Annotated in this window: 21 protein-coding genes; 11 read left to right on the top strand and 10 right to left on the bottom strand. The window is 67.5% G+C overall.

Annotated elements, in window-relative coordinates; genetic code table 11:
* The first annotated feature begins 14 nt into the window (after nt 1-14).
* Entirely contained in the window at nt 15-200 is a 186-nt protein-coding gene (locus AB4083_RS20850) for a CPXCG motif-containing cysteine-rich protein (protein WP_441610430.1), read from the top strand.
* Here the strand turns inward: AB4083_RS20850 and pncA are convergent.
* Nucleotides 197-847 (bottom strand): bifunctional nicotinamidase/pyrazinamidase, encoded by a 651-nt coding sequence (pncA, locus tag AB4083_RS20855; protein WP_441610431.1) that lies wholly within the window; start codon nt 845-847, stop codon nt 197-199. The genes AB4083_RS20850 and pncA overlap by 4 nt on opposite strands.
* A gap of 204 nt (nt 848-1051) precedes the next feature.
* Here pncA and AB4083_RS20860 point away from each other — a divergent pair, with 204 nt between their 5' ends.
* Entirely contained in the window at nt 1052-1408 is a 357-nt protein-coding gene (locus AB4083_RS20860; protein WP_441610432.1) for a hypothetical protein, read from the top strand.
* On the opposite strand, the gene AB4083_RS20865 is transcribed toward AB4083_RS20860, so the two are convergent.
* Nucleotides 1405-2331 (bottom strand): LysR family transcriptional regulator, encoded by a 927-nt coding sequence (locus AB4083_RS20865; RefSeq protein ID WP_441610433.1) that lies wholly within the window; start codon nt 2329-2331, stop codon nt 1405-1407. The genes AB4083_RS20860 and AB4083_RS20865 overlap by 4 nt on opposite strands.
* 96 nt (nt 2332-2427) lie before the next feature.
* Here AB4083_RS20865 and AB4083_RS20870 point away from each other — a divergent pair, with 96 nt between their 5' ends.
* From AB4083_RS20870 to AB4083_RS20880, 3 genes are read left to right on the top strand one after another with little or no spacing between them, the layout of a single operon-like run.
* Entirely contained in the window at nt 2428-3636 is a 1209-nt protein-coding gene (locus tag AB4083_RS20870) for an MFS transporter (protein WP_441610434.1), read from the top strand.
* A 36-nt stretch (nt 3637-3672) separates the two neighbouring features.
* The gene (locus AB4083_RS20875; RefSeq protein ID WP_441610435.1) at nt 3673-4731 is read left to right on the top strand and encodes an SDR family oxidoreductase; all 1059 of its coding nucleotides are present in this window, start codon (nt 3673-3675) and stop codon (nt 4729-4731) included.
* Between the two features lie 35 nt (nt 4732-4766).
* A complete protein-coding gene (locus AB4083_RS20880) occupies nt 4767-5786 on the top strand; it encodes a zinc-binding alcohol dehydrogenase family protein (protein ID WP_441610436.1) in 1020 nt (339 codons plus the stop codon).
* Between the two features lie 183 nt (nt 5787-5969).
* Here the strand turns inward: AB4083_RS20880 and AB4083_RS20885 are convergent, their stop codons facing one another.
* On the bottom strand, nt 5970-7337 hold the full coding sequence (locus tag AB4083_RS20885; RefSeq protein ID WP_441610437.1) for an FAD/NAD(P)-binding protein: 1368 nt from the start codon (nt 7335-7337) through the stop codon (nt 5970-5972).
* Between the two features lie 46 nt (nt 7338-7383).
* Entirely contained in the window at nt 7384-7950 is a 567-nt protein-coding gene (locus tag AB4083_RS20890) for a cysteine dioxygenase (RefSeq protein ID WP_441610438.1), read from the bottom strand.
* Between the two features lie 197 nt (nt 7951-8147).
* Between AB4083_RS20890 and AB4083_RS20895 the strand changes: the two genes are divergently transcribed.
* Entirely contained in the window at nt 8148-8450 is a 303-nt protein-coding gene (locus AB4083_RS20895) for a hypothetical protein (protein WP_441610439.1), read from the top strand.
* Nucleotides 8451-8530: 80 nt separating this feature from the next.
* Here the strand turns inward: AB4083_RS20895 and AB4083_RS20900 are convergent, their stop codons facing one another.
* Together AB4083_RS20900 and AB4083_RS20905 are read right to left on the bottom strand one after the other, a co-directional pair.
* The gene (locus tag AB4083_RS20900; protein ID WP_441610440.1) at nt 8531-9202 is read right to left on the bottom strand and encodes an energy transducer TonB; all 672 of its coding nucleotides are present in this window, start codon (nt 9200-9202) and stop codon (nt 8531-8533) included.
* Between the two features lie 189 nt (nt 9203-9391).
* Nucleotides 9392-10222 (bottom strand): universal stress protein, encoded by an 831-nt coding sequence (locus AB4083_RS20905; RefSeq protein WP_441610441.1) that lies wholly within the window; start codon nt 10220-10222, stop codon nt 9392-9394.
* A 283-nt stretch (nt 10223-10505) separates the two neighbouring features.
* On the opposite strand from AB4083_RS20905, the gene AB4083_RS20910 reads away from it, so the two are divergent.
* From AB4083_RS20910 to AB4083_RS20920, 3 genes are all read left to right on the top strand, one after another.
* The gene (locus AB4083_RS20910) at nt 10506-10940 is read left to right on the top strand and encodes a hypothetical protein (protein ID WP_441610442.1); all 435 of its coding nucleotides are present in this window, start codon (nt 10506-10508) and stop codon (nt 10938-10940) included.
* Between the two features lie 114 nt (nt 10941-11054).
* Nucleotides 11055-11723, top strand: a complete 669-nt coding sequence (trhA, locus tag AB4083_RS20915) for a PAQR family membrane homeostasis protein TrhA (RefSeq protein ID WP_441610443.1) — start codon at nt 11055-11057, stop codon at nt 11721-11723.
* A complete protein-coding gene (locus tag AB4083_RS20920; protein ID WP_441610444.1) occupies nt 11720-12082 on the top strand; it encodes a TfoX/Sxy family protein in 363 nt (120 codons plus the stop codon). Before trhA ends, AB4083_RS20920 begins: the two co-directional genes overlap by 4 nt.
* 33 nt (nt 12083-12115) lie before the next feature.
* On the opposite strand, the gene AB4083_RS20925 is transcribed toward AB4083_RS20920, so the two are convergent.
* Both AB4083_RS20925 and AB4083_RS20930 read right to left on the bottom strand, forming a co-directional pair.
* Nucleotides 12116-13891 (bottom strand): DUF885 domain-containing protein, encoded by a 1776-nt coding sequence (locus tag AB4083_RS20925; protein ID WP_441610445.1) that lies wholly within the window; start codon nt 13889-13891, stop codon nt 12116-12118.
* Between the two features lie 85 nt (nt 13892-13976).
* Entirely contained in the window at nt 13977-14459 is a 483-nt protein-coding gene (locus AB4083_RS20930; protein ID WP_441610446.1) for a DUF456 domain-containing protein, read from the bottom strand.
* A gap of 93 nt (nt 14460-14552) precedes the next feature.
* On the opposite strand from AB4083_RS20930, the gene AB4083_RS20935 reads away from it, so the two are divergent.
* Nucleotides 14553-15209, top strand: coding sequence for an RIO1 family regulatory kinase/ATPase domain-containing protein (locus AB4083_RS20935; protein WP_441610447.1), 657 nt, complete (start codon nt 14553-14555; stop codon nt 15207-15209).
* 7 nt (nt 15210-15216) lie between these two features.
* Here AB4083_RS20935 and AB4083_RS20940 read toward each other — a convergent pair whose 3' ends face one another.
* Together AB4083_RS20940 and AB4083_RS20945 are read right to left on the bottom strand one after the other, a co-directional pair.
* Nucleotides 15217-15993, bottom strand: a complete 777-nt coding sequence (locus AB4083_RS20940; RefSeq protein WP_441610448.1) for a ferredoxin--NADP reductase — start codon at nt 15991-15993, stop codon at nt 15217-15219.
* 313 nt (nt 15994-16306) lie between these two features.
* On the bottom strand, nt 16307-16495 hold the full coding sequence (locus tag AB4083_RS20945; protein WP_441610449.1) for a hypothetical protein: 189 nt from the start codon (nt 16493-16495) through the stop codon (nt 16307-16309).
* Nucleotides 16496-16525: 30 nt separating this feature from the next.
* Here AB4083_RS20945 and AB4083_RS20950 point away from each other — a divergent pair, with 30 nt between their 5' ends.
* Entirely contained in the window at nt 16526-17191 is a 666-nt protein-coding gene (locus AB4083_RS20950; protein WP_441610450.1) for a response regulator, read from the top strand.
* Nucleotides 17192-17287: the final 96 nt, after the last annotated feature.

The following is a 17287-nucleotide window of genomic DNA, read 5'->3' on the forward strand; positions in this document are numbered from 1 at the left end:
CTAAGGTCGCCGCCATGGAACCGGTACTGATCTATTGCCCCTACTGCGGCGAACCGATCGAGATCTATGTGGACGATTCGGTCGAAGGGCAGTCCTACGTGGAGGACTGCCAGGTCTGCTGCCGTCCGATCGTGCTCAACGTGGCGGTGGACGAAGACGGCCTGCCCAGCGTGCGCGCATCGCGCGAGGACGATGCTTAAGCGGCGATCGGCAGGGTCTCGACCACGTCCACGCCCATCTGGTCGAATTTCGTGCGCGTGGCGAGATCGCTTTGCGGCGTGACCGGGCGGGTCAGTTCCCACAGCACGCGGGACTTGAAGCCGAGCGAGGCGGCGTCCTGCGCCGTCCACAGCACGCACACGTCGCGGGCCAGGCCGCAGACGTAGACCTCGTCGATGCTGTGCGAGCGCAGCCAGTCGGCCAGTTCGGTGCTGGGGCGCGTGCCGTTGGGGCCGAAGTTCTCGCGGAAGCCGCTGTAGGAATCGACCTTGGGGTCGCAGCCCTTGCGTATCACCTTGTCCAGCCTGGACCAGTCGATCGCCGGATGCAGCGCGGCGCCGGGCGTGTCCTGCACGCAGTGCTCGGGCCACAGCGTCTGCGCGTGGCCGTAGAGCGGAATGCGCTCGAACGGTGCGCGGCCGGGATGGCTGCTGGCGAAGGACACATGCCCGCGCGGATGCCAGTCCTGCGTGGCGACCACGTGGCGGAAAGCGCGGCTTTCCAGCAGGCGGCGGATGCCCGGCACGATGGCGTCGCCTTCGTGGCAGGCAAGACTGCCACCGGGCATGAAATCCGGCTGCACGTCCACAACGATGAGGGCGGCGCGTTGGCTGATGGGGTATCGCATGGAGGTGTCGCGGCAGGGTGTCTCGGTGACTGAGTCTAGCCCCACCGCCGCGGCTGGAGGTGTGACGCGGTGGGCGTCGGGCCGACGGTTGCGGGCCGCCGAGCGGCACTGCGTCACATCCGGAGGAAATTCCCGGGTTGCAGGCATAATGCGCAAACGGGTACGTGGAACAGCGGGCTACCGATGCATTACGACAAATCTTGGATGGGCTACGGAATCATCGGTGGCCTGGAGGCCGGCGCCATCTCGGCGGTGGCCGGTTTCCTGCTGTACGCGCTGTTCAACTGGATCGGCAACCGCAATCAGTGGGCGCATGGCCTGCGCACCGGCTGGTCCAGCCTGTTGGCCTTTCTGCTGACCGCCAGCGGCGACCTGTGGGACATGGTCTATTTCAATTACGGCCGCGTGGAATCGATCCAATTCCTCAAGGTGAAGCTGGCCGAAGTGCACGACTTCGACGGCCTGGGCACGCGCGTGCTGTTCGAATTCCTCGGGGTAGGGGCCGGCGTGTTTCTGTCGCGCCTGCTGCTGCGGCGCAAGCACGAGGACGGCGACGCTTAAGTCCGCCGCTGGATCAAGCCCAGCACCTCGTTTTCCTGCGCCTGCATGGCCGCCTGCAGGTGGTCGACGAATAGCCGGATGCGTGCGGGCAGATAGTCGCGGCTGGGATAGATCGCATAGATATGCGCTTCCTGGATCGCGCAATCGGTCAGCACCGGCAGCAGCCGTCCGGCGCGCACGTCAGTGGCGATATCCCAGATCGATTTGAAGGCCAGGCCGTGGCCGGCGATGGCCAGCTCGCGCATCAGGTCGCCGCTGTCGGTGGTGAGCGAGGCATCCAGCCGCAGCGGGCGCGGCCCTTCGGGGGTCTGCAGCATCCACGGCAGGATGCCGCGGCCGGGGCGGTGCAGCATCAGGCAGGCGTGCCGGGCCAGGTCGGCGGTGTCCTTGGGGCGGCCGTGCTTCTCCAGGTAGGACGGCGCCGCGCACACCACGCGGTAGTTGAGCGCGACGCGGCGCAGGATCAGCCGCGAATCGGTCATGGCGCCGCTGCGCACGGCCACGTCGACGCCGTGCTCGAACAGGTCCAGCGTGGCGTCCGATGCGCTGATGCGCATGCGCAGTTCCGGATGCAGCGCGGCGAACCCGGCCGCCAGCGGGCCGACATATTGCCGGCCCAGGTCCAGCGCGGTGGACACATGCAGCGCGCCGCGCACTTCCAGCTGGCCCAGCCGCACCGAGGCGTTGGCGTCGTCGATGTCGGCCAGGATGCCGACGCAGCGCTCGTAATAGCAGTTGCCCTCGCCGGTCAGGGCCAGGCGGCGCGAGCTGCGCTGCAGCAGGCGCACGCCCAGCGCCTGTTCCAGCCGGGACAGGCGCTTGCTGGCCACGGCGGGCGACAGGTTCAGCTCGCGCCCGGCAGCGGACAGGCTGCCGGAGCCGACCGCGCGCACGAACAGGCGCATGTCCTCGAGTTCGACCATCTTCAATATTCCGGAAAAGATGATTGCGCAGTTTCGGCAATTCCCATCCATTCCGGCAAGTAGCACAGTGCCGCCTCCCTTCCCCGAGGCCCGCCCATGACTTCGCACGCCCCTTCCGCAGGCGACCCTTCCCGGGCCGCCCTGCTGGCCCTGTCCGTGGCCGCCTTCGCCATCGGCACCACCGAGTTCGTGATCATGGGCCTGCTGCCGGAGGTGGCGGCGGACCTCAAGGTGAGCATTCCTTCCGCCGGCATGCTGGTGTCCGGCTATGCGCTGGGCGTGGCCGCCGGTGCGCCGCTGCTGGCCGCGCTCACCGCGCGGATGGAGCGCCGCAATGCCTTGCTGGCGCTGCTCGGCCTGTTCATTGCCGGCAACGCGCTGTGCGCCATTGCGCCGAATTACGCGGTGCTGATGCTGGCGCGCGTGGTGGCGGCGTTCTGCCATGGCTCGTTCTTCGGCATCGGCGCAGTGGTGGCCGCGCACGTGGTGCCGCGCGGGCAGGGCGCCCGCGCGATTGCGCTGATGTTCACCGGGCTGACCCTGGCCAATGTGCTGGGTGTGCCGTTCGGCACCTTCCTGGGGCAGTGGGCGGGCTGGCGTTCCACCTTCGGCGCGGTGACCGTGCTGGGCGTGATCGCGGCACTCGGCGTATGGCGCCTGGTGCCGCCGCTGCCGGACCTGCACGCGCCGGACATGCGCCGCGAGATGGCCGTGCTTCGCCAGCCGCAGGTGCTGCTGGCGCTGAGCATGACCGTGCTCGGCTTCGGCGGCGTGTTCACCGTGTTCACCTATATCGCGCCGATCCTGCAGAGCCAGGCGCATGTCAGCGTGGGCGCCACCGGCTGGGTGCTGGTGCTGTTCGGTGCCGGCACCACGCTGGGCAACCTGCTCGGCGGGCGCCTGGCCGACTGGCGGCTGATGCCGTCGCTGGTGGCGATCCTGGTGCTGCTGACGCTGATCCTGGTCGCCTTTAGCTGGACCATGCACAGCACCGTCGCCGCCATCGCCACCGTGTTCGTGTGGGGCGTGGCCGCCTTCGCCACGGTGCCGCCGCTGCAGATGCGCGTGGTGCAGCAGGCGGTGGATGGGCCGCATCTGGCGTCCACGCTGAATATCGCGGCGTTCAATCTGGGCAATGCGATCGGTGCGTTTATCGGCGGCGCGGTGATCGATCGCGGCCCGGGCCTGCCGGCGCTGGGCCTGGCCGGCGCGGCGGTCACCGTGCTGGGCCTGCTGGTGACGCTGTGGAGCATGGCGCTTGAACGGCGCCGCGCCGTGTCGACCGCGTGCGCGGTCAACGCCTGATTCTCTAGTGCCTGATTCTCTTTCGAAGGAATGCTCGTGAATACCAAGCTCAAGACCGCGCTGGTCGTCGGCGCGCGGGGCGTCATCGGCCGCAATCTGCTCGATCACCTGCGTACGCTGGACGATTGGCGGGCGATCGGACTCTCGCGCCGCGGCGGTGTCTCGGACCAGCGCGTGCGGCATATCGCGGTGGACCTGCTCGATGCCGCCGACACGCGCGCCAAGCTCGCACCGCTGAGCGAGGTGACACACATGTTCTACGCCGCCTACCAGGACCGCCCGAGCTGGGCCGAGCTGGTGCCGCCGAACGTGGCCATGCTGCGCCACGTGCTCGATGCGATCGAGCCGGCCGCAAAGGACTTGCAGCACGTGAGCCTGATGCAGGGCTATAAGGTCTACGGCGGCCACCTCGGTCCGTTCAAGACACCGGCACGCGAGACCGACGCGCACTTCATGCCGCCGGAATTCATGCACGACCAGCAGCATCTGCTCGAAGCGCGCCAGCAAGGCAAGGCGTGGAGCTGGACGGCGATCCGCCCGTCGGTGGTCGGCGGCTTCGCGTTGGGCAATCCGATGAACCTGGCGCTGGCGATCGCAGTGTATGCGTCGATGTCGAAGGCGCTGGGTATTCCGCTGCGCTTTCCCGGCAAGCCCGGCGCCTACGATCGCCTGCTGGAAATGACCGACGCTGGCCTGCTCGCCCGCGCCACGGTGTGGGCGGCGACCGATGCGCGCTGCGCCAACCAGGCGTTCAACATCAACAACGGCGACCTGTTCCGCTGGAACGAGATGTGGCCGTGGATCGCCGATTATTTCGAACTCGAAACCGCGCCGCCGCTGCCGCTGTCATTGGACAGCGTAATGGCCGACAAGGAGCCGCTGTGGCGCGAGATGCAGGCCAGCCATGCACTGGAGCCGCATCCGTATGCCGACGTATCGTCGTGGCGCTTTGCCGATTTCGTGTTCTCCTGGGATTACGACATGTTCGGCGACGGTTCCAAGGCGCGCCGCTTCGGTTTCCACGACTACGTCGATACGCGCGCAATGTTCAGGGCATTGTTTGACGATTTCCGCCGGCGCAGGATCATCCCTTGAACCGGCCATCCCTTCCCATCGTTTCCGGAGTCGCCATGAAAGCTGTCGCCTATCGCCGCTCGTTGCCTATCACCGATGCCGAAAGCCTGCTCGACGTGAACCTGCCGGAACCCACGCCCGGCGGCCGCGACCTGCTGGTGCGGGTGGAAGCGGTGTCGGTGAATCCGGTGGATACCAAGATCCGCCAGCGCGTCGATCCGCAGGGCGCCGACAAGGTGCTGGGCTGGGACGCCGCCGGCACGGTGGTGGCGGTGGGCGGCGAAGTGACGCTGTTCAAGCCGGGCGACCAGGTGTATTACGCCGGCGCGCTGGATCGCCCGGGCAGCAATGCCGAACTGCACTTGGTGGATGAGCGCATCGTCGGCCGCAAGCCGTCCACGCTGGACATGTTCCAGGCCGCGGCGCTGCCGTTGACCACCATCACCGCGTGGGAACTGCTGTTCGATCGCTTCGCCATTCCACGCGGCAATGCCGCGCGCACCGGTACGGTGCTGATCGTCGGCGCAGCCGGCGGCGTGGGTTCGATGGCGCTGCAGCTGGCGCGGCGGTTGACCAATCTCACGGTGATCGGCACGGCCTCAAGGCCACAGACGCAGGAGTGGGTGCGCGAGCTCGGTGCGCATCACGTGGTCGACCATCGCGGCGACCTCAAGGCGCAGGTGCTGGCGGTGGCGCCGCAGGGCGTGGATTACGTGCTCAGCCTGACGCATACCGAGCAGCACTATCCGGTGCTGGTCGAACTGTTGAAACCGCAGGGCAAGTTCGGCCTGATCGACGATCCGGACGGCGCGCTGGATATCGGCCTGCTCAAGCGCCGCAGTCTGTCGCTGCATTGGGAATTCATGTTCACCCGCTCGCTGTTTCACACCGAGGACATGAAGGCGCAGCACCAGTTGCTCAACGAAGTGGCGGACCTGGTGGATGCGGGGGTGTTGCGCACGACTTTACGCGAGCACGGCGGTCCGATCGATGCGGCGAACCTGCGCCGTGCGCATGAGCGGCTGGAGAGCGGCAGTGCGATCGGCAAGCTGGTATTGGGTGGGTGGGGTTCGTAACCCCACATTCTCGTCATTCCGGCGCAGGCCGGAATCCAGTGGCGATATCGCGCGATTGTCGCGTATTGCCTGGCTGGCGCTCCTTGCATGGGAAAACCAAGGCGAGGTAGCGCGACAATCAAACTACATCGCTACTGGATTCCGGCCTACGCCGGAATGACGATGTTTCTTTGGCGGTCGCAGCTACTTCGCCAGCAGCCGATCCGCCATCTGCCGCGCCTGCTGCCGGATCTCCGGCATCGCGGTGGATTCCCAGAACGTGCCGCGCAGCAGGCTGCCCATCGCGTAGAGATGCGGCCAGGTTTCGCCGTCGTGCTGGAGGCGGCCTTCCGGGGTGGCGTTGCAGCCCAGGCCCAGCGGATCGGGCGTGATATGGCCGTTGGTGGCCAGCTGGCGTACCAGGCTGTGGCCGGTGCGGCGCACGTCGGTGTTGAGGCCGATGGTCTGGATCACCAGGTCGGTGTCCAATGCCTGCGGCGTGCTGCTGCCGGTCGGCGTGATGCTCAGATGCAGATGATCGCCTTCCACGTCCGCGGCATGCAGGCGCGCGCGTTCGCGGCGGAAGCGGCCGGCCTGTTCCAGTACCTGCATCTGCGCCATCACCTGTGGAGCCATGCGATGGCGCGCGCGCTCCCAGGCCCAGCGCGCGTGGCGCAGAAAACGCCCGCGTTCTTCGCGCGGCAGGTTCTGCCACAGCGCCGGCGTATGCGGGCGCATGCTGTCGATCACCACGCGCCAGTCGTCGCTGTGTGCGATCGCATCGCGCAGCAGGCGCAGCCAGCTGCGCAGGTCGGGCGCGGCCTGCATCGCTTCGATCAGGTCGGCGCCGTCGTCGCTGGGCGCGCTGGCCGAGGCCAGGTGCGCTTCCGGCAGCAGGCCGTGGCGCGAGATCGCGGTGAAGGTCGCGTTGGGCCACAGTGCGGCCAGTTCCAGCACCACGTCGACGGCGGTGAGGCCCAGGCCGATCAGCACCACTTTGCGCGGCGCCGGATCGGGCTGCGCCTGTGCGAGGAAGGCCCACGGGTTGACCACGTAGCGTTCGCTGTCGATGGCTGCGTCGCTGACGCCGCTCAGCGGCTGCGGCGGCAGGCCGCCGAGCGCGAGTACGGCGGCGTCCACGCGCGTGGTTTCCTCGCCATGCAGGATGGTGACGCCGTCGTGCTCCGGCACCACGCCGTCGACCTTGAACGGAATCACGTGCACGTCGTGGCCAAGCGCTTTCGCGCGTTCCAGTGCGTGCTCGACTTCCGCTTCGAGGTAATCGCCGTAGAGGCGGCGCGGCAGGAAGTCGGTGCCGGCGATGCTGCGGTCGCCGCGCTGGGCGAAATCGAGGAAGCCGCGCGGCTTGCTGGCGAACATGCTCATCGACGCCGCGCGCACATTCAGCAGATGCCGCTCCGAACGGGTGCCGTAGGCGACGCCGCGACCGGGCGCGCCGCCGCCGGTGAACCAATCCAGGTGCAGGGACTGCGCCGGCTGGCGGTCCAGCAGCTCGCTCAGCAGCGTCGCCGCTGCCGCGCCGCCGCCGATGATGGCGACCCGTCGATACATGCCACTCCTTTGTTGGTGGATACCGGCTGCGGAAAGGCCGAAGCGCTCAGGCGCTCAGCCGGCCGGTGATCGCGGCGTGCTGCGGCCGGGCGAGCCACTGGTCGCCCTCGGCGCTGCGCTCATACGCGAGATACTTTGCCAGATCGCCGCCATAGACGTGAAGCGTGAGCGCGGTGTCGTGCCGCGAAAGATTGCGGCAGCGATGCGCATAGCCGGCATCGGCGTCGAACCAGGTGGCGTCGCCGGGGCCCAGCCAGTCCTGGCCCTTGAGGCTCAGCTCGCCGCTGGCCGCGTCGCGCGACCAGGCCTGTACTTCCAGCGCGCCGTGCAGGGCCAGTTCGAGCCCCCACAGGCCGCCGTGGTCGTGCACCGGCGTGGCGTGATTGGCGGGCCACGCCATCACCAGGATGCTGACGCCCGGCTTGCCGCGCGTGGCCAGCAGCCAGCGCTCGAAACCACGCTCGCGGGTGCGCAGTTCCTGCAGTCCTTGATTCAGTGCCGCACCGTCGCGATGGACCACGCGGCCCAGTTCGCGCGCCATGGCGGCGAGGTCGGGATGCTTGCCGACGCCGAGGTCGAAAGCGATATCACGCAACGCCTTGAGGGTGTGCATGGAATGCTTCATGCGATGGAGCTCGGTTGGAACCGGGCGGCAGTGGACCATGGGCACCGTTAAGGACCTGTAACCCGTCAGCCCCGCTGCAGGCGTGACTTCCGGGGCACATGACTTTCGCGCCATGCATCGCAGGAAGCCGCGGGCGCATGCTGCAAACGTGGCCGGAAGGATGAGCGCCACCAGGAGGAAACGTCATGTTCGTGCTAAGCGTGATCGTGATGGCGGTGCTGGCGCTGTGGCTGGCCGGCGCGCTGATCGGCGTGGTGTTCAAGTTCACCTTCGCCATCGTGGGCGGCGTGTTCAGCGTGCTGGGCACCTTGCTGGGCTTGCTGATCGCCGGCGTGGTGCTGGTGGCGATGGCGCCGATCGTGCTGCTGGCGATGTTGCCGGCGCTGCTGCCGGTGTTGCTGATCGCCGGGCTGGTGTGGCTGGTAGTGCGTGCGGCGCGCCCCGCGCCTTCTTCGACGCCTTCGATAGCCAAACCGGTGCAGCCATAAAGTTGCCGTGAGGGGCCGGCCGGTCGCTGTGCGAACGGAACGGCCGGCCCCTTGTTTCACGCATCTCGCGCTTGAAGCGACTACAGCTCGCGCAGTTCGAAGCTCACCGGCACGCGCGCCCAGGCCGGTACTGCATGTCCTTGCGAGGTCGCCGGCTGGAAACGCCAGTTGGCCAGCACCTGTTCGCGCGCACTCTTGTCGAGCAATTCGGAGCCGCTCGATTTATCGATCACCACCTGGGTGGGCTTGCCTTCCGCGTCGACCAGCACGCGCAGTGTTACCGTGCCGTGCAACTTCCGGCGGATCGCTGCCGACGGGAAGCTGAGCGGCGCGGTGCGATAGGCGAGCGTCGCCTCGATCGGTGCGGGATCGGCGACCAGTGCGGCTTCGACCGCCGGCTGGATGGTCGGCACCACCGGCGGCGCGGCGATGTTGCCTTGGTCGGTGGGCACGGCCACGGGCGGTTGCGGCGCCTTGGGCAGCGCGTGCGGCACGGTGGCCGGCGGTGTCTTCGGCCTGACTTGCAAATCCAGCGGCGGCGGGTCGGGCGGGATCGGCTTGGGTGTGATCCAGGTGAGCACTAGATCCGGCGTAGTACGGATCACAGCGGCGAACTGCGGCGCCATCGGCCGCATGACGACCAGCAATGCGGCGAGATTCAGAGCAATCGCCGCGCTGAGTGCGGCGATACAGACCTTGTCCGGTTGAGCGTGCGACGGACGATAAGCGACAGCCAGGCTTGCGGACGGCATGAGCGACCTCCTGACGAATGCGATGTGTTGGACGCGCCAGTCGCACGCTGCGTGGGGACGCAGAGGGATCGTGCCTGAACGCGTGCTCAGACTATGCCCGTCGCAAACGCTCGCGCAAGTAGGTGTGTGCAGCGCCGCGAGGGGGTACGCTCCCGACGATCCCCTCCGCTGTGCCCCTTCCCGGATTTTTCAGTGCGCCACCAGCATGGGCAGGTCGCCATGCATGAACAGGTGGCGGGTGGTGCCGCCCAGCACCATCTGGGCCAGTCGCGAACGGCTCCAGGCGCCCATCACCAGCAGGTCGGCGCGGAACGCATGGGCCGCATCGAGGATCAGCGTGCCGGCGGCATGGGTGGGGCCGCTGTCCAGGGTCTGGATGCGCGCGCGGATGCCGTGGCGTTCGAGCCAGTCGGCCAGCCCCGGCGGCGGCAGCACCGCGATGGAATCGGCATACATCTCGCTGCCGTCGAGCAGCAGCACTTCGTCGGCTTGCTGCAGCAAGGGCGCCGCCGCGGCCAGGGCCAGGGCGGATTCGCGGCTGCCGTTCCAGCCCACCAGCGCGCGCGCGCCGATGGTGTCGCCCACCTGTGCGATATCCGGCACCACCAGCACCGGGCGGTCGCTGCCGAACACGCAGCGCGAGACGGTGCCGAAGCCCACCGGCGCATCGCTGCGCTGCTGGCTGCGTTCCATCACCAGGAAGTCGTAGCCGGCGGCGGCCTGGCACACGGTCTGCACCGTATCGCCCTGGGCCACCCGCCACTGGCCGCTCAAGCCATGTGTGGCGAGCAGTTGCTGCCACTGGGCGCCGTGCTCCTCCGCCTCGACGCAGCGCCGGCGGGTTTCTTCCAACTGCACCGGCACGGCCTCCGGCAAGCTGAAGGCGGCGGCGGGCAGGTCGGCCACGTAGAGCCCATCCAGCCTGGCGCCCAATCTGGCCGCCAGGGCCGCGGCCGCGCGCGGGCCGGGGCTGTGCAGATCGGTTTCCTGGAGGTACAGCAACAGATCGGTGCTAGGCATGGAGCCACTCCTTCGCCAGTCCAGTCCCAGCTTACCCCGCGTACGTCAACACGGTTTGACGCCGGACAAAAAAAGGCCCCGCATAGGAGCGGGGCTTAATGAGCCGGGCATCGGGGGAGAGAGGGGGAGATGCCCGGACGACGGACATTGCGCCCGGGCGGCTTTGCACAGCGTTCAATAGGCGTGAATATGCCATTCACGGCCGTTCATGCGAGGGGCCACACAATCGCGTGTCCCGGCTCGCGCCGGGTGGGGCAAGCAGAAAAGGTTCGAGGAGAAGGTCATGGGGAAAACCTGGCTAGGCTGCGCCGTGCTGGCGGCGGCGACCTGTGCGGCACTGCCGGCGCCGGCCCGGGCGGCCGACGTGTCCTGCCGGATGGAGTTCCAGGTGTCCGGCTGGTCGGTGTTCTACCAGACCGCCTCCGGCAGCGGTACGGTCCGTTGCGATAACGGGCAGAGCATGCCCGTGCGCATCCGCGTCAAGGGCGGCGGCCTCACCTTCGGCAAGACCAGGATCACCCACGGCGTGGGCAAGTTCACCGGCGTGGACGGCATCGGCGAGATCAAGGGGCATTACGCCAACGCCCAGGTGCACGCCGGCGCGGAGAAAGCCGCCGCGGCACAGGTGCTGACCAAGGGCAATGTCTCGCTGGCGCTCAGCGGTACCGGCGAGGGTTGGAACATCGGCATCGCCTTCGGCGCCTTCATCATCGAATAGCGCGCCGTCCGAATCGCCGTCGCGGCACCGTGCGCGGCAGTATGCAAGGTCCGGCCGCGAGGGTAAGGTGGGTGGGAGCGCCAACCGGCGTCCCCCCGCTTCGAGGAATACCCCATGTCGGCTTCGTCCAGCGCCGCGACTCCGCGCTACGCCTTCGGCGACGAACTCGCCAGCAGCGTCCTGCATGGCATCGGCATCCTGCTCAGCATCGCCGGGCTGGTGACCCTGGTTACCTATGCCGCGATGCTGGGCAATCCGCGCGCGGTGGTGGCGAGCGCGGTGTTCGGCACCTCGCTGATCCTGTGCTACACGGCGTCCACCCTGTACCACGCGATTCCCGGCGAATTGCCCAAGCGGGTGCTGCGCACGCTGGATCACATCGCGATCTTCGTGCTGATCGCCGGCACCTACACACCGTTCACCCTGATCGCCTTGCCGGGTACGTGGGGCTGGAGCCTGTTCGGCGCGATCTGGGCGCTGGCGCTCGTCGGCAGCGCGCTGGAGCTGGGCCTGCTGAAGCACTCGCGCAAGCTCGCCGTGCTGCTGTACGTGGCGATGGGCTGGGTCGGCATGATCGCGTTCAAGCCGCTCAGCGCACACCTGGAAACCGGCGGCATGGTGCTGCTGATCGCCGGCGGCGTGGCGTACACCGCCGGCGTGCCGTTCTATCTGGCGCGGCGGATGCCGTACCACCACACGGTGTGGCATTTCTTCGTGCTCGCCGGCAGCGTGCTGCATTACCTGGCGGTGCTGCTGTACGTCATTCCCGACCAGGCTGCGTGAACGCTACCCGCAAGAGCGGCGCCCGCCAGGATCTGGAAGATGCGGCCACGCATCTGGGCCTGGCGCACGAGCTGCGTTTCCAGTCGATGTTCGGCGGCGTGCTGGCTTATTTCTCGGAGCGGCCCTGCGCGTGGATCGGTGCCCCCGGGCTGGCGCTCAAGGTCGCGGCTGAGGACCAGCCAGCGCTGCTGGAAATCGACGGCGTCACCCGTTTCGTCCATGCCGAAGGCGCCAAGCCGAGCCGGCAATACCTGGTGCTTCCGCCTGCACTCACGCACGACACGCCGACCTTCGCCGCCTGGCTGGAACGCAGCCTGCAGGCGGTACAAAAAAAGCCGGCGCGCAAGCGCCGGCCCTGATGCGAAGCGGGCCGCCCGGACGGGCGGTTCGCTTCAATGCTTCTTGTTGTACTGCGGGACGAACTGCGTATGCACCGCGTCCGCCAGCTGTTCCGGCGGCAGCAGGCCCTGGCCGATCACGAAATCGTTGAAGGCCTTGCGGTCGAAGCGCGAACCCAGCGCCAGCTCGGTCTCCAGGCGCAGCTGCTGCAGGCGCATATAGCCGTAGAAATACGCCGTGGCCTGGCCGGGGCTGTTGAAGGTGTAGCGATCCAGTTCCTGCCGCGCCATCGCCTCGGACAGGCCCACTTCGTGGGTGAGCACGTCGTGCGCACGCTCGCGCGTGATCAGCCCCAGGTTGAGCATCGGATCGAGATACGCCCGCGCCGCGCGCAGCATGCGCGCCTGCAGTGCGCCGAACTGGCCGGCCGGCGGCTCGTACGGCAGCGTTTCGGCCTCCGCATACAGCGCCCAGCCTTCGACGTTGACGCTGTTGAAGGCGAACAGGCTGCGCGCCAGCGACACGCCGCGCTCCACCATCGCCGCGAACTGCAGCTCGTGTCCGGGGCGTCCCTCGTGCGCGGTCAGCGTCCAGGCCGCGGCCTTGAAGGTGAAGTCGTCGTAGGAGTCGGCGCCGCCCGCCTTCGACGACGGATTGCCCATGGTCAGCACGAAGGTGCCCTGCTCGCCCTTGTTGTTGATGAAGGGCGGCGGGTCCATATGCGGCGCCGGCACCGCGGCGGCTTCGGCTTCCGACGCCATGCGGATCGCCATCTTGCGCTCGGGCAGGGTGACGATGCGCTCGCGCCGGATGATCTCCTCGATCTTGCCGATCACCTCGTGGTACCAGGGCATCACCTGGTCCTTGCCCAGCTGCTGCTTCTTCAGCGCCTTGAGCACGTCGCGGTAATCGGTGGCCTGGATGTTCTCGGCCTTGGCCACCACCGGCGCCATCATCTGCATGGCCTGGCGCAGTTCGACGAATTCCAGCTCGGCCTGCTTGATCAGCTCCTGTGGCGGGATATCGATGCCGACCTGCTTGAGGTTGTACGCGTACAGCGGTTCCGGCAGGCGGAAGTCGGCGCGTGCGCGCGGCAGCACGGTGCTGCGCACCCAGGCGTCGTAGTCCTTCAGCTGGCTGTCCAGCGCATCCAGCGCGGCCTTGCCGTCGGGCGTGTCCAGCTTGTACTTGGCGAACAACTGGCGGATGCCGTCGACGTAGCGCTGCGTATTGGCCAGCTTCTGCTCGATGTCGCCCTTGTACGGGCCCAGCAGCGACTTGTTGTCCAGGCGCTCGGTGGTGCGCGCCTTGGCCAGCGCGGCAATCGACTCGCAGCCTGGCGCCTTGCCCACGTAGCACTGCAGGCGATTGAGGGCCAGCGCGCGGCGCTTGGGATCCACGTCGTCCTTCAGCAGCACGAACTCGCCGCCAAAGATCAGCTGGGGCACGTCCTGCACCGGCAGCATGTATTGGCGATTGAGGTCGATGCCTTCGATCTGCTCGTCGACGTTCTTGAGCATGATCTGCAGGTCCTGGCGCACGTTGGCGTCCTTCTCGGCGACCAGCAGCTTCTGCAGCTTGTTCTTGACCTCGACCATCGCGGCGCGGCTGCGCTCGTCGATGTTGGGTTTCAGGTCGACGACCTTGTCGTCGTAGCCGGCGATGCCGACCTGCGAGGCGAACTCCGGCGAGAAGCGCGCCGTCGCGTCGAGCAGCACCTTGGCGTCGGCGTTGCTGCGCTCGATCCATTCCGGCGGCTTGGCTTGCGCATGGGCGGAACCGGCCGCCGCCAGCGCGGCGGCGATCACGAAGGCGAGAGGTCTGGACATGGAGGGATTCCCTAAGATTGGTCCTACCAGCCTAGAGCGGCCGGCGGGTTATATGCCTGTGCCGAAGGACGGGGCGTCCGAGGGGTCAGCCGATCAGCATGGCGAAGCCGAACAGCCCGATCATCAGCAACGAAATCACCAGCTTCACCAGCGTGCCGAACAGCAGCCCCAGCCAGGTGCCGACGCCGACGTGGGCCGAACGCAACACGCTCTTGCCCGACGCCAGCTCACCCGCCAGCGCGCCGACGAAGGGCCCCAGCAGCAGCCCGGGGATGCCGAAGAACATGCCGATCACGGTGCCCAGCGAGGCGCCCCACAGCGCCGCCTTGCTCGCCCCGACCCGCTTGGCGCCCAGCACGCCGGCCATGAAATCGACCAGCACGCCGAACGCGCCCAGCGCACCGAGCACCAGCAGCCAGCCGGTGCCCACGCGCTGATATTCGTTGACCGCGGCGGCCAGCCAGATCCCGCCGAAGATCATCGGGATGCCTGGCAGCGCCGGCAGGATGTTGCCGACGAAGCCGCCGATCATCAGCAGGGCGGCCAGCACGTAGAGGGCGATATCCATACAACTCCCGGCGTGTCGGAGACGGATCGGCCACAATAGGCCGCATTGCGCATGGCGGGCGAGTGTACCCCGCCGCCGCTCGCGGGAAGCCAGGTGAATACCATCGACGACAGCACGCTGCTCAAGGCCGACGAACTGGGCCGGATCGAACTCACGCGCCGCGACGGCGTCGCGGTGATCCGCCGCGATATCGGCGCGGCCCGCTGGTGGGCGCGCACCTTCGCGCGCCGCGCGGCAGCCCGGGAAGCGCGCGCGCTGGCCAAGCTCGCCGGCGTGGACGGCGTGCCCGCCCTGCTGGGCTGGAACGGCAAGGAATTACTGCGCAGCTATATCGCCGGCGCGCCGATGCAGCAGGCACAGCCGCGCGACCGTGCGTATTACCGCGATGCACTGCGCCTGCTGGCGCTGCTGCATCGCCGCGGCATCGTGCACAACGACCTGGCCAAGGAACCGAACTGGCTGGTGCGCGAAGACGGCAGCCCCGCGCTGGTCGACTTCCAGATCGCCTGGACCCGCGGCCGCCGCGGCGCACTGTTCCGCCTGCTGGCGCGCGAGGACCTGCGCCACCTGCTCAAGCACAAGCGCACCTATTGTGCGGACGCCTTGAGCGCTCGCCAGCGCGCGATCCTGGCCACCCCGGCGCCGCATGCGCGGCTGTGGCGCGCCACCTTCAAGCGGCTGTACAAGCTGGTGGCGCGGCGGATCTTCGGCTACTGGGACAACGAAGGGCAGGGACGCATCCGCCAGTGACGGCGGCTTACTTCTCGACGAAGGCGCGCTCGACCACGTAGTCGCCCGGTTCGCGCGTGCGCGGCGAGGCATGGAAGCCGCGGCCGTCGAGCAGCGCGCAGGCGTCTTCCAGCATGGACGGGCTGCCGCACAGCATGATGCGGTCGGTTGCGGGATTGAGCGGCGGCAGGCCGATGGTCTGGCTCATCAGGCCGTCGGCGATCGCGTCGGTGATGCGTCCGCGGTTGCGGAACGGCTCGCGCGTGACGCTGGGGTAGTAGATCAGCTTCTCGCGCACCAGCTCACCGAGATAGTCGTGCGCGGGCAGTTCCCGTTCCAGGTAGTCCGAATAGGCCAGGTCGTTGACGTGGCGCACGCCGTGGGCGAGCACGATCTTGTCGAAGCGCTCGTAGGTGTCCGGATCGCGGACGACGCTCAGGAACGGCGCCAGGCCCGTGCCGGTGCCCAGCAGGTACAGGTGCCGGCCCGGCTTCAGGTCGTTCAGCACCAGCGTACCGGTGGGCTTGCGGCTCACCGTCACCGGGTCGCCGGGCTTGAGGTGCTGCAGGCGCGAGGTCAGCGGTCCGTTCGGCACCTTGATGCTGAAGAACTCCAGGTGTTCTTCCCAGTGCGCGCTGGCGATCGAATAGGCGCGCATCAGCGGACGGCCCTCCGTTTCCAGGCCGATCATCACGAACTGTCCGCTGTCGAAGCGGAAGCCAGGATCGCGCGTCGTGCGGAAGCTGAAGAGGGTGTCGTTCCAGTGGTGCACGTCGATCACGTGCTCCGTTGCCAATGCGACCATGCGGTTACCGTTGACTTAAGAAGTTTCGTATAGGGACTGCGCGGCAGGCGCACCAGGCGCTGCCGAAGCTTCGACTCGTTGGGGTGGCGTGGGCTGCCTGACGAGCACTGCCGGACGGCAGTCGATGCCGATCATTATGCCATCTGGAGCTTAAAAGCGCCGAACCGAGGCGAATGGCGGGGATTCAGTGCCCCGAAGCCCGGCGGCTCCAGACCAGGAAAATTCTGGTTCCTAGGCGTGATCGGAGAAATCCGAAGTCATTTCGCTACATTTTCAGACAAATGGGCCCCAGTTGCGGATGCCCAAGTACTGCTCATTGGGGTTGAATGACGACTTCGCACAACCGATCGCGACGGTTCGCGAAATGCGGGGTACGCCGCGTTTTTTTCACCTTGGCAGCGACATCCATCAGCACCACCCGTTTTCCGTTGCGGAAAACACCGCGCGCCACGCGACGCGATGCTGCGATGAACGCTCTTCCAAGGCCACCGGAGCGCGGCATGCGGATCGGCGTACACACGAGGGTAGCGTGATGATTCGAGTCATCGTGGCCGACGACCATCCGGTCGTGCTGGTCGGTGTCAGGACCGTGCTGGAGCGGCAAGGCGACATCAAGGTGGTCGGCGAGGCCTGCAACGGCCGCGAGCTGATCGACCTGCTCAAGCGCCAGCCCTGCGATGTGATCATCACCGACTACTCCATGCCCGAAGAGACGCCCGACGACCACGCCAGCACCAGCCAGCGCCATAGCGACGGCCTGCCGCTGATGGCGCTGCTCGGCTCGCGCTACGCGCAGATCCCGGTGATCGTGCTGACCATGCTCAACAACGTCGCCGTGCTGCGCGCGCTGCGCGAGAAGGGCATGCGCGGCCTGGCCTACAAGAAATCCTTCGCCACCGACCTGCCCAATGCGGTGCGCGCGGTGAAGCGAGGCGACTTGTACGTCAGCCCCAGCCTGCGCGACCGCTTCGAGCGGCGCGAACGTTCTCCAGCAGTAATCGCCAAGGAACTTTCACCATGCGAACTGGAAGTGCTGCGCCTGTACGGCCTGGGCCAGCTCACCGTGACGCAGATCGCCGAGCGCCTGCACCGCAGCATCAAGACGGTAAGCACGCAGAAGCGCAGCGGCATGAAGAAGCTGGGCATCCTGCACGACAGCGCGATCGGCGAGTACATGGAAAAGCTCGGCTTCCGTTGACGCGGTGAGCACGCTCGGATTTTTCCATGCTCATTTTCAGAACGCGCTGATTTATTAGCTGCGAATAGCCTGATTACTGTGACTGCTCCAGCCGTG

The organism is Dyella sp. 2RAB6, assembly GCF_052115385.1.
In the GTDB taxonomy this organism is placed as follows: Bacteria; Pseudomonadota; Gammaproteobacteria; order Xanthomonadales; family Rhodanobacteraceae; genus Dyella_D.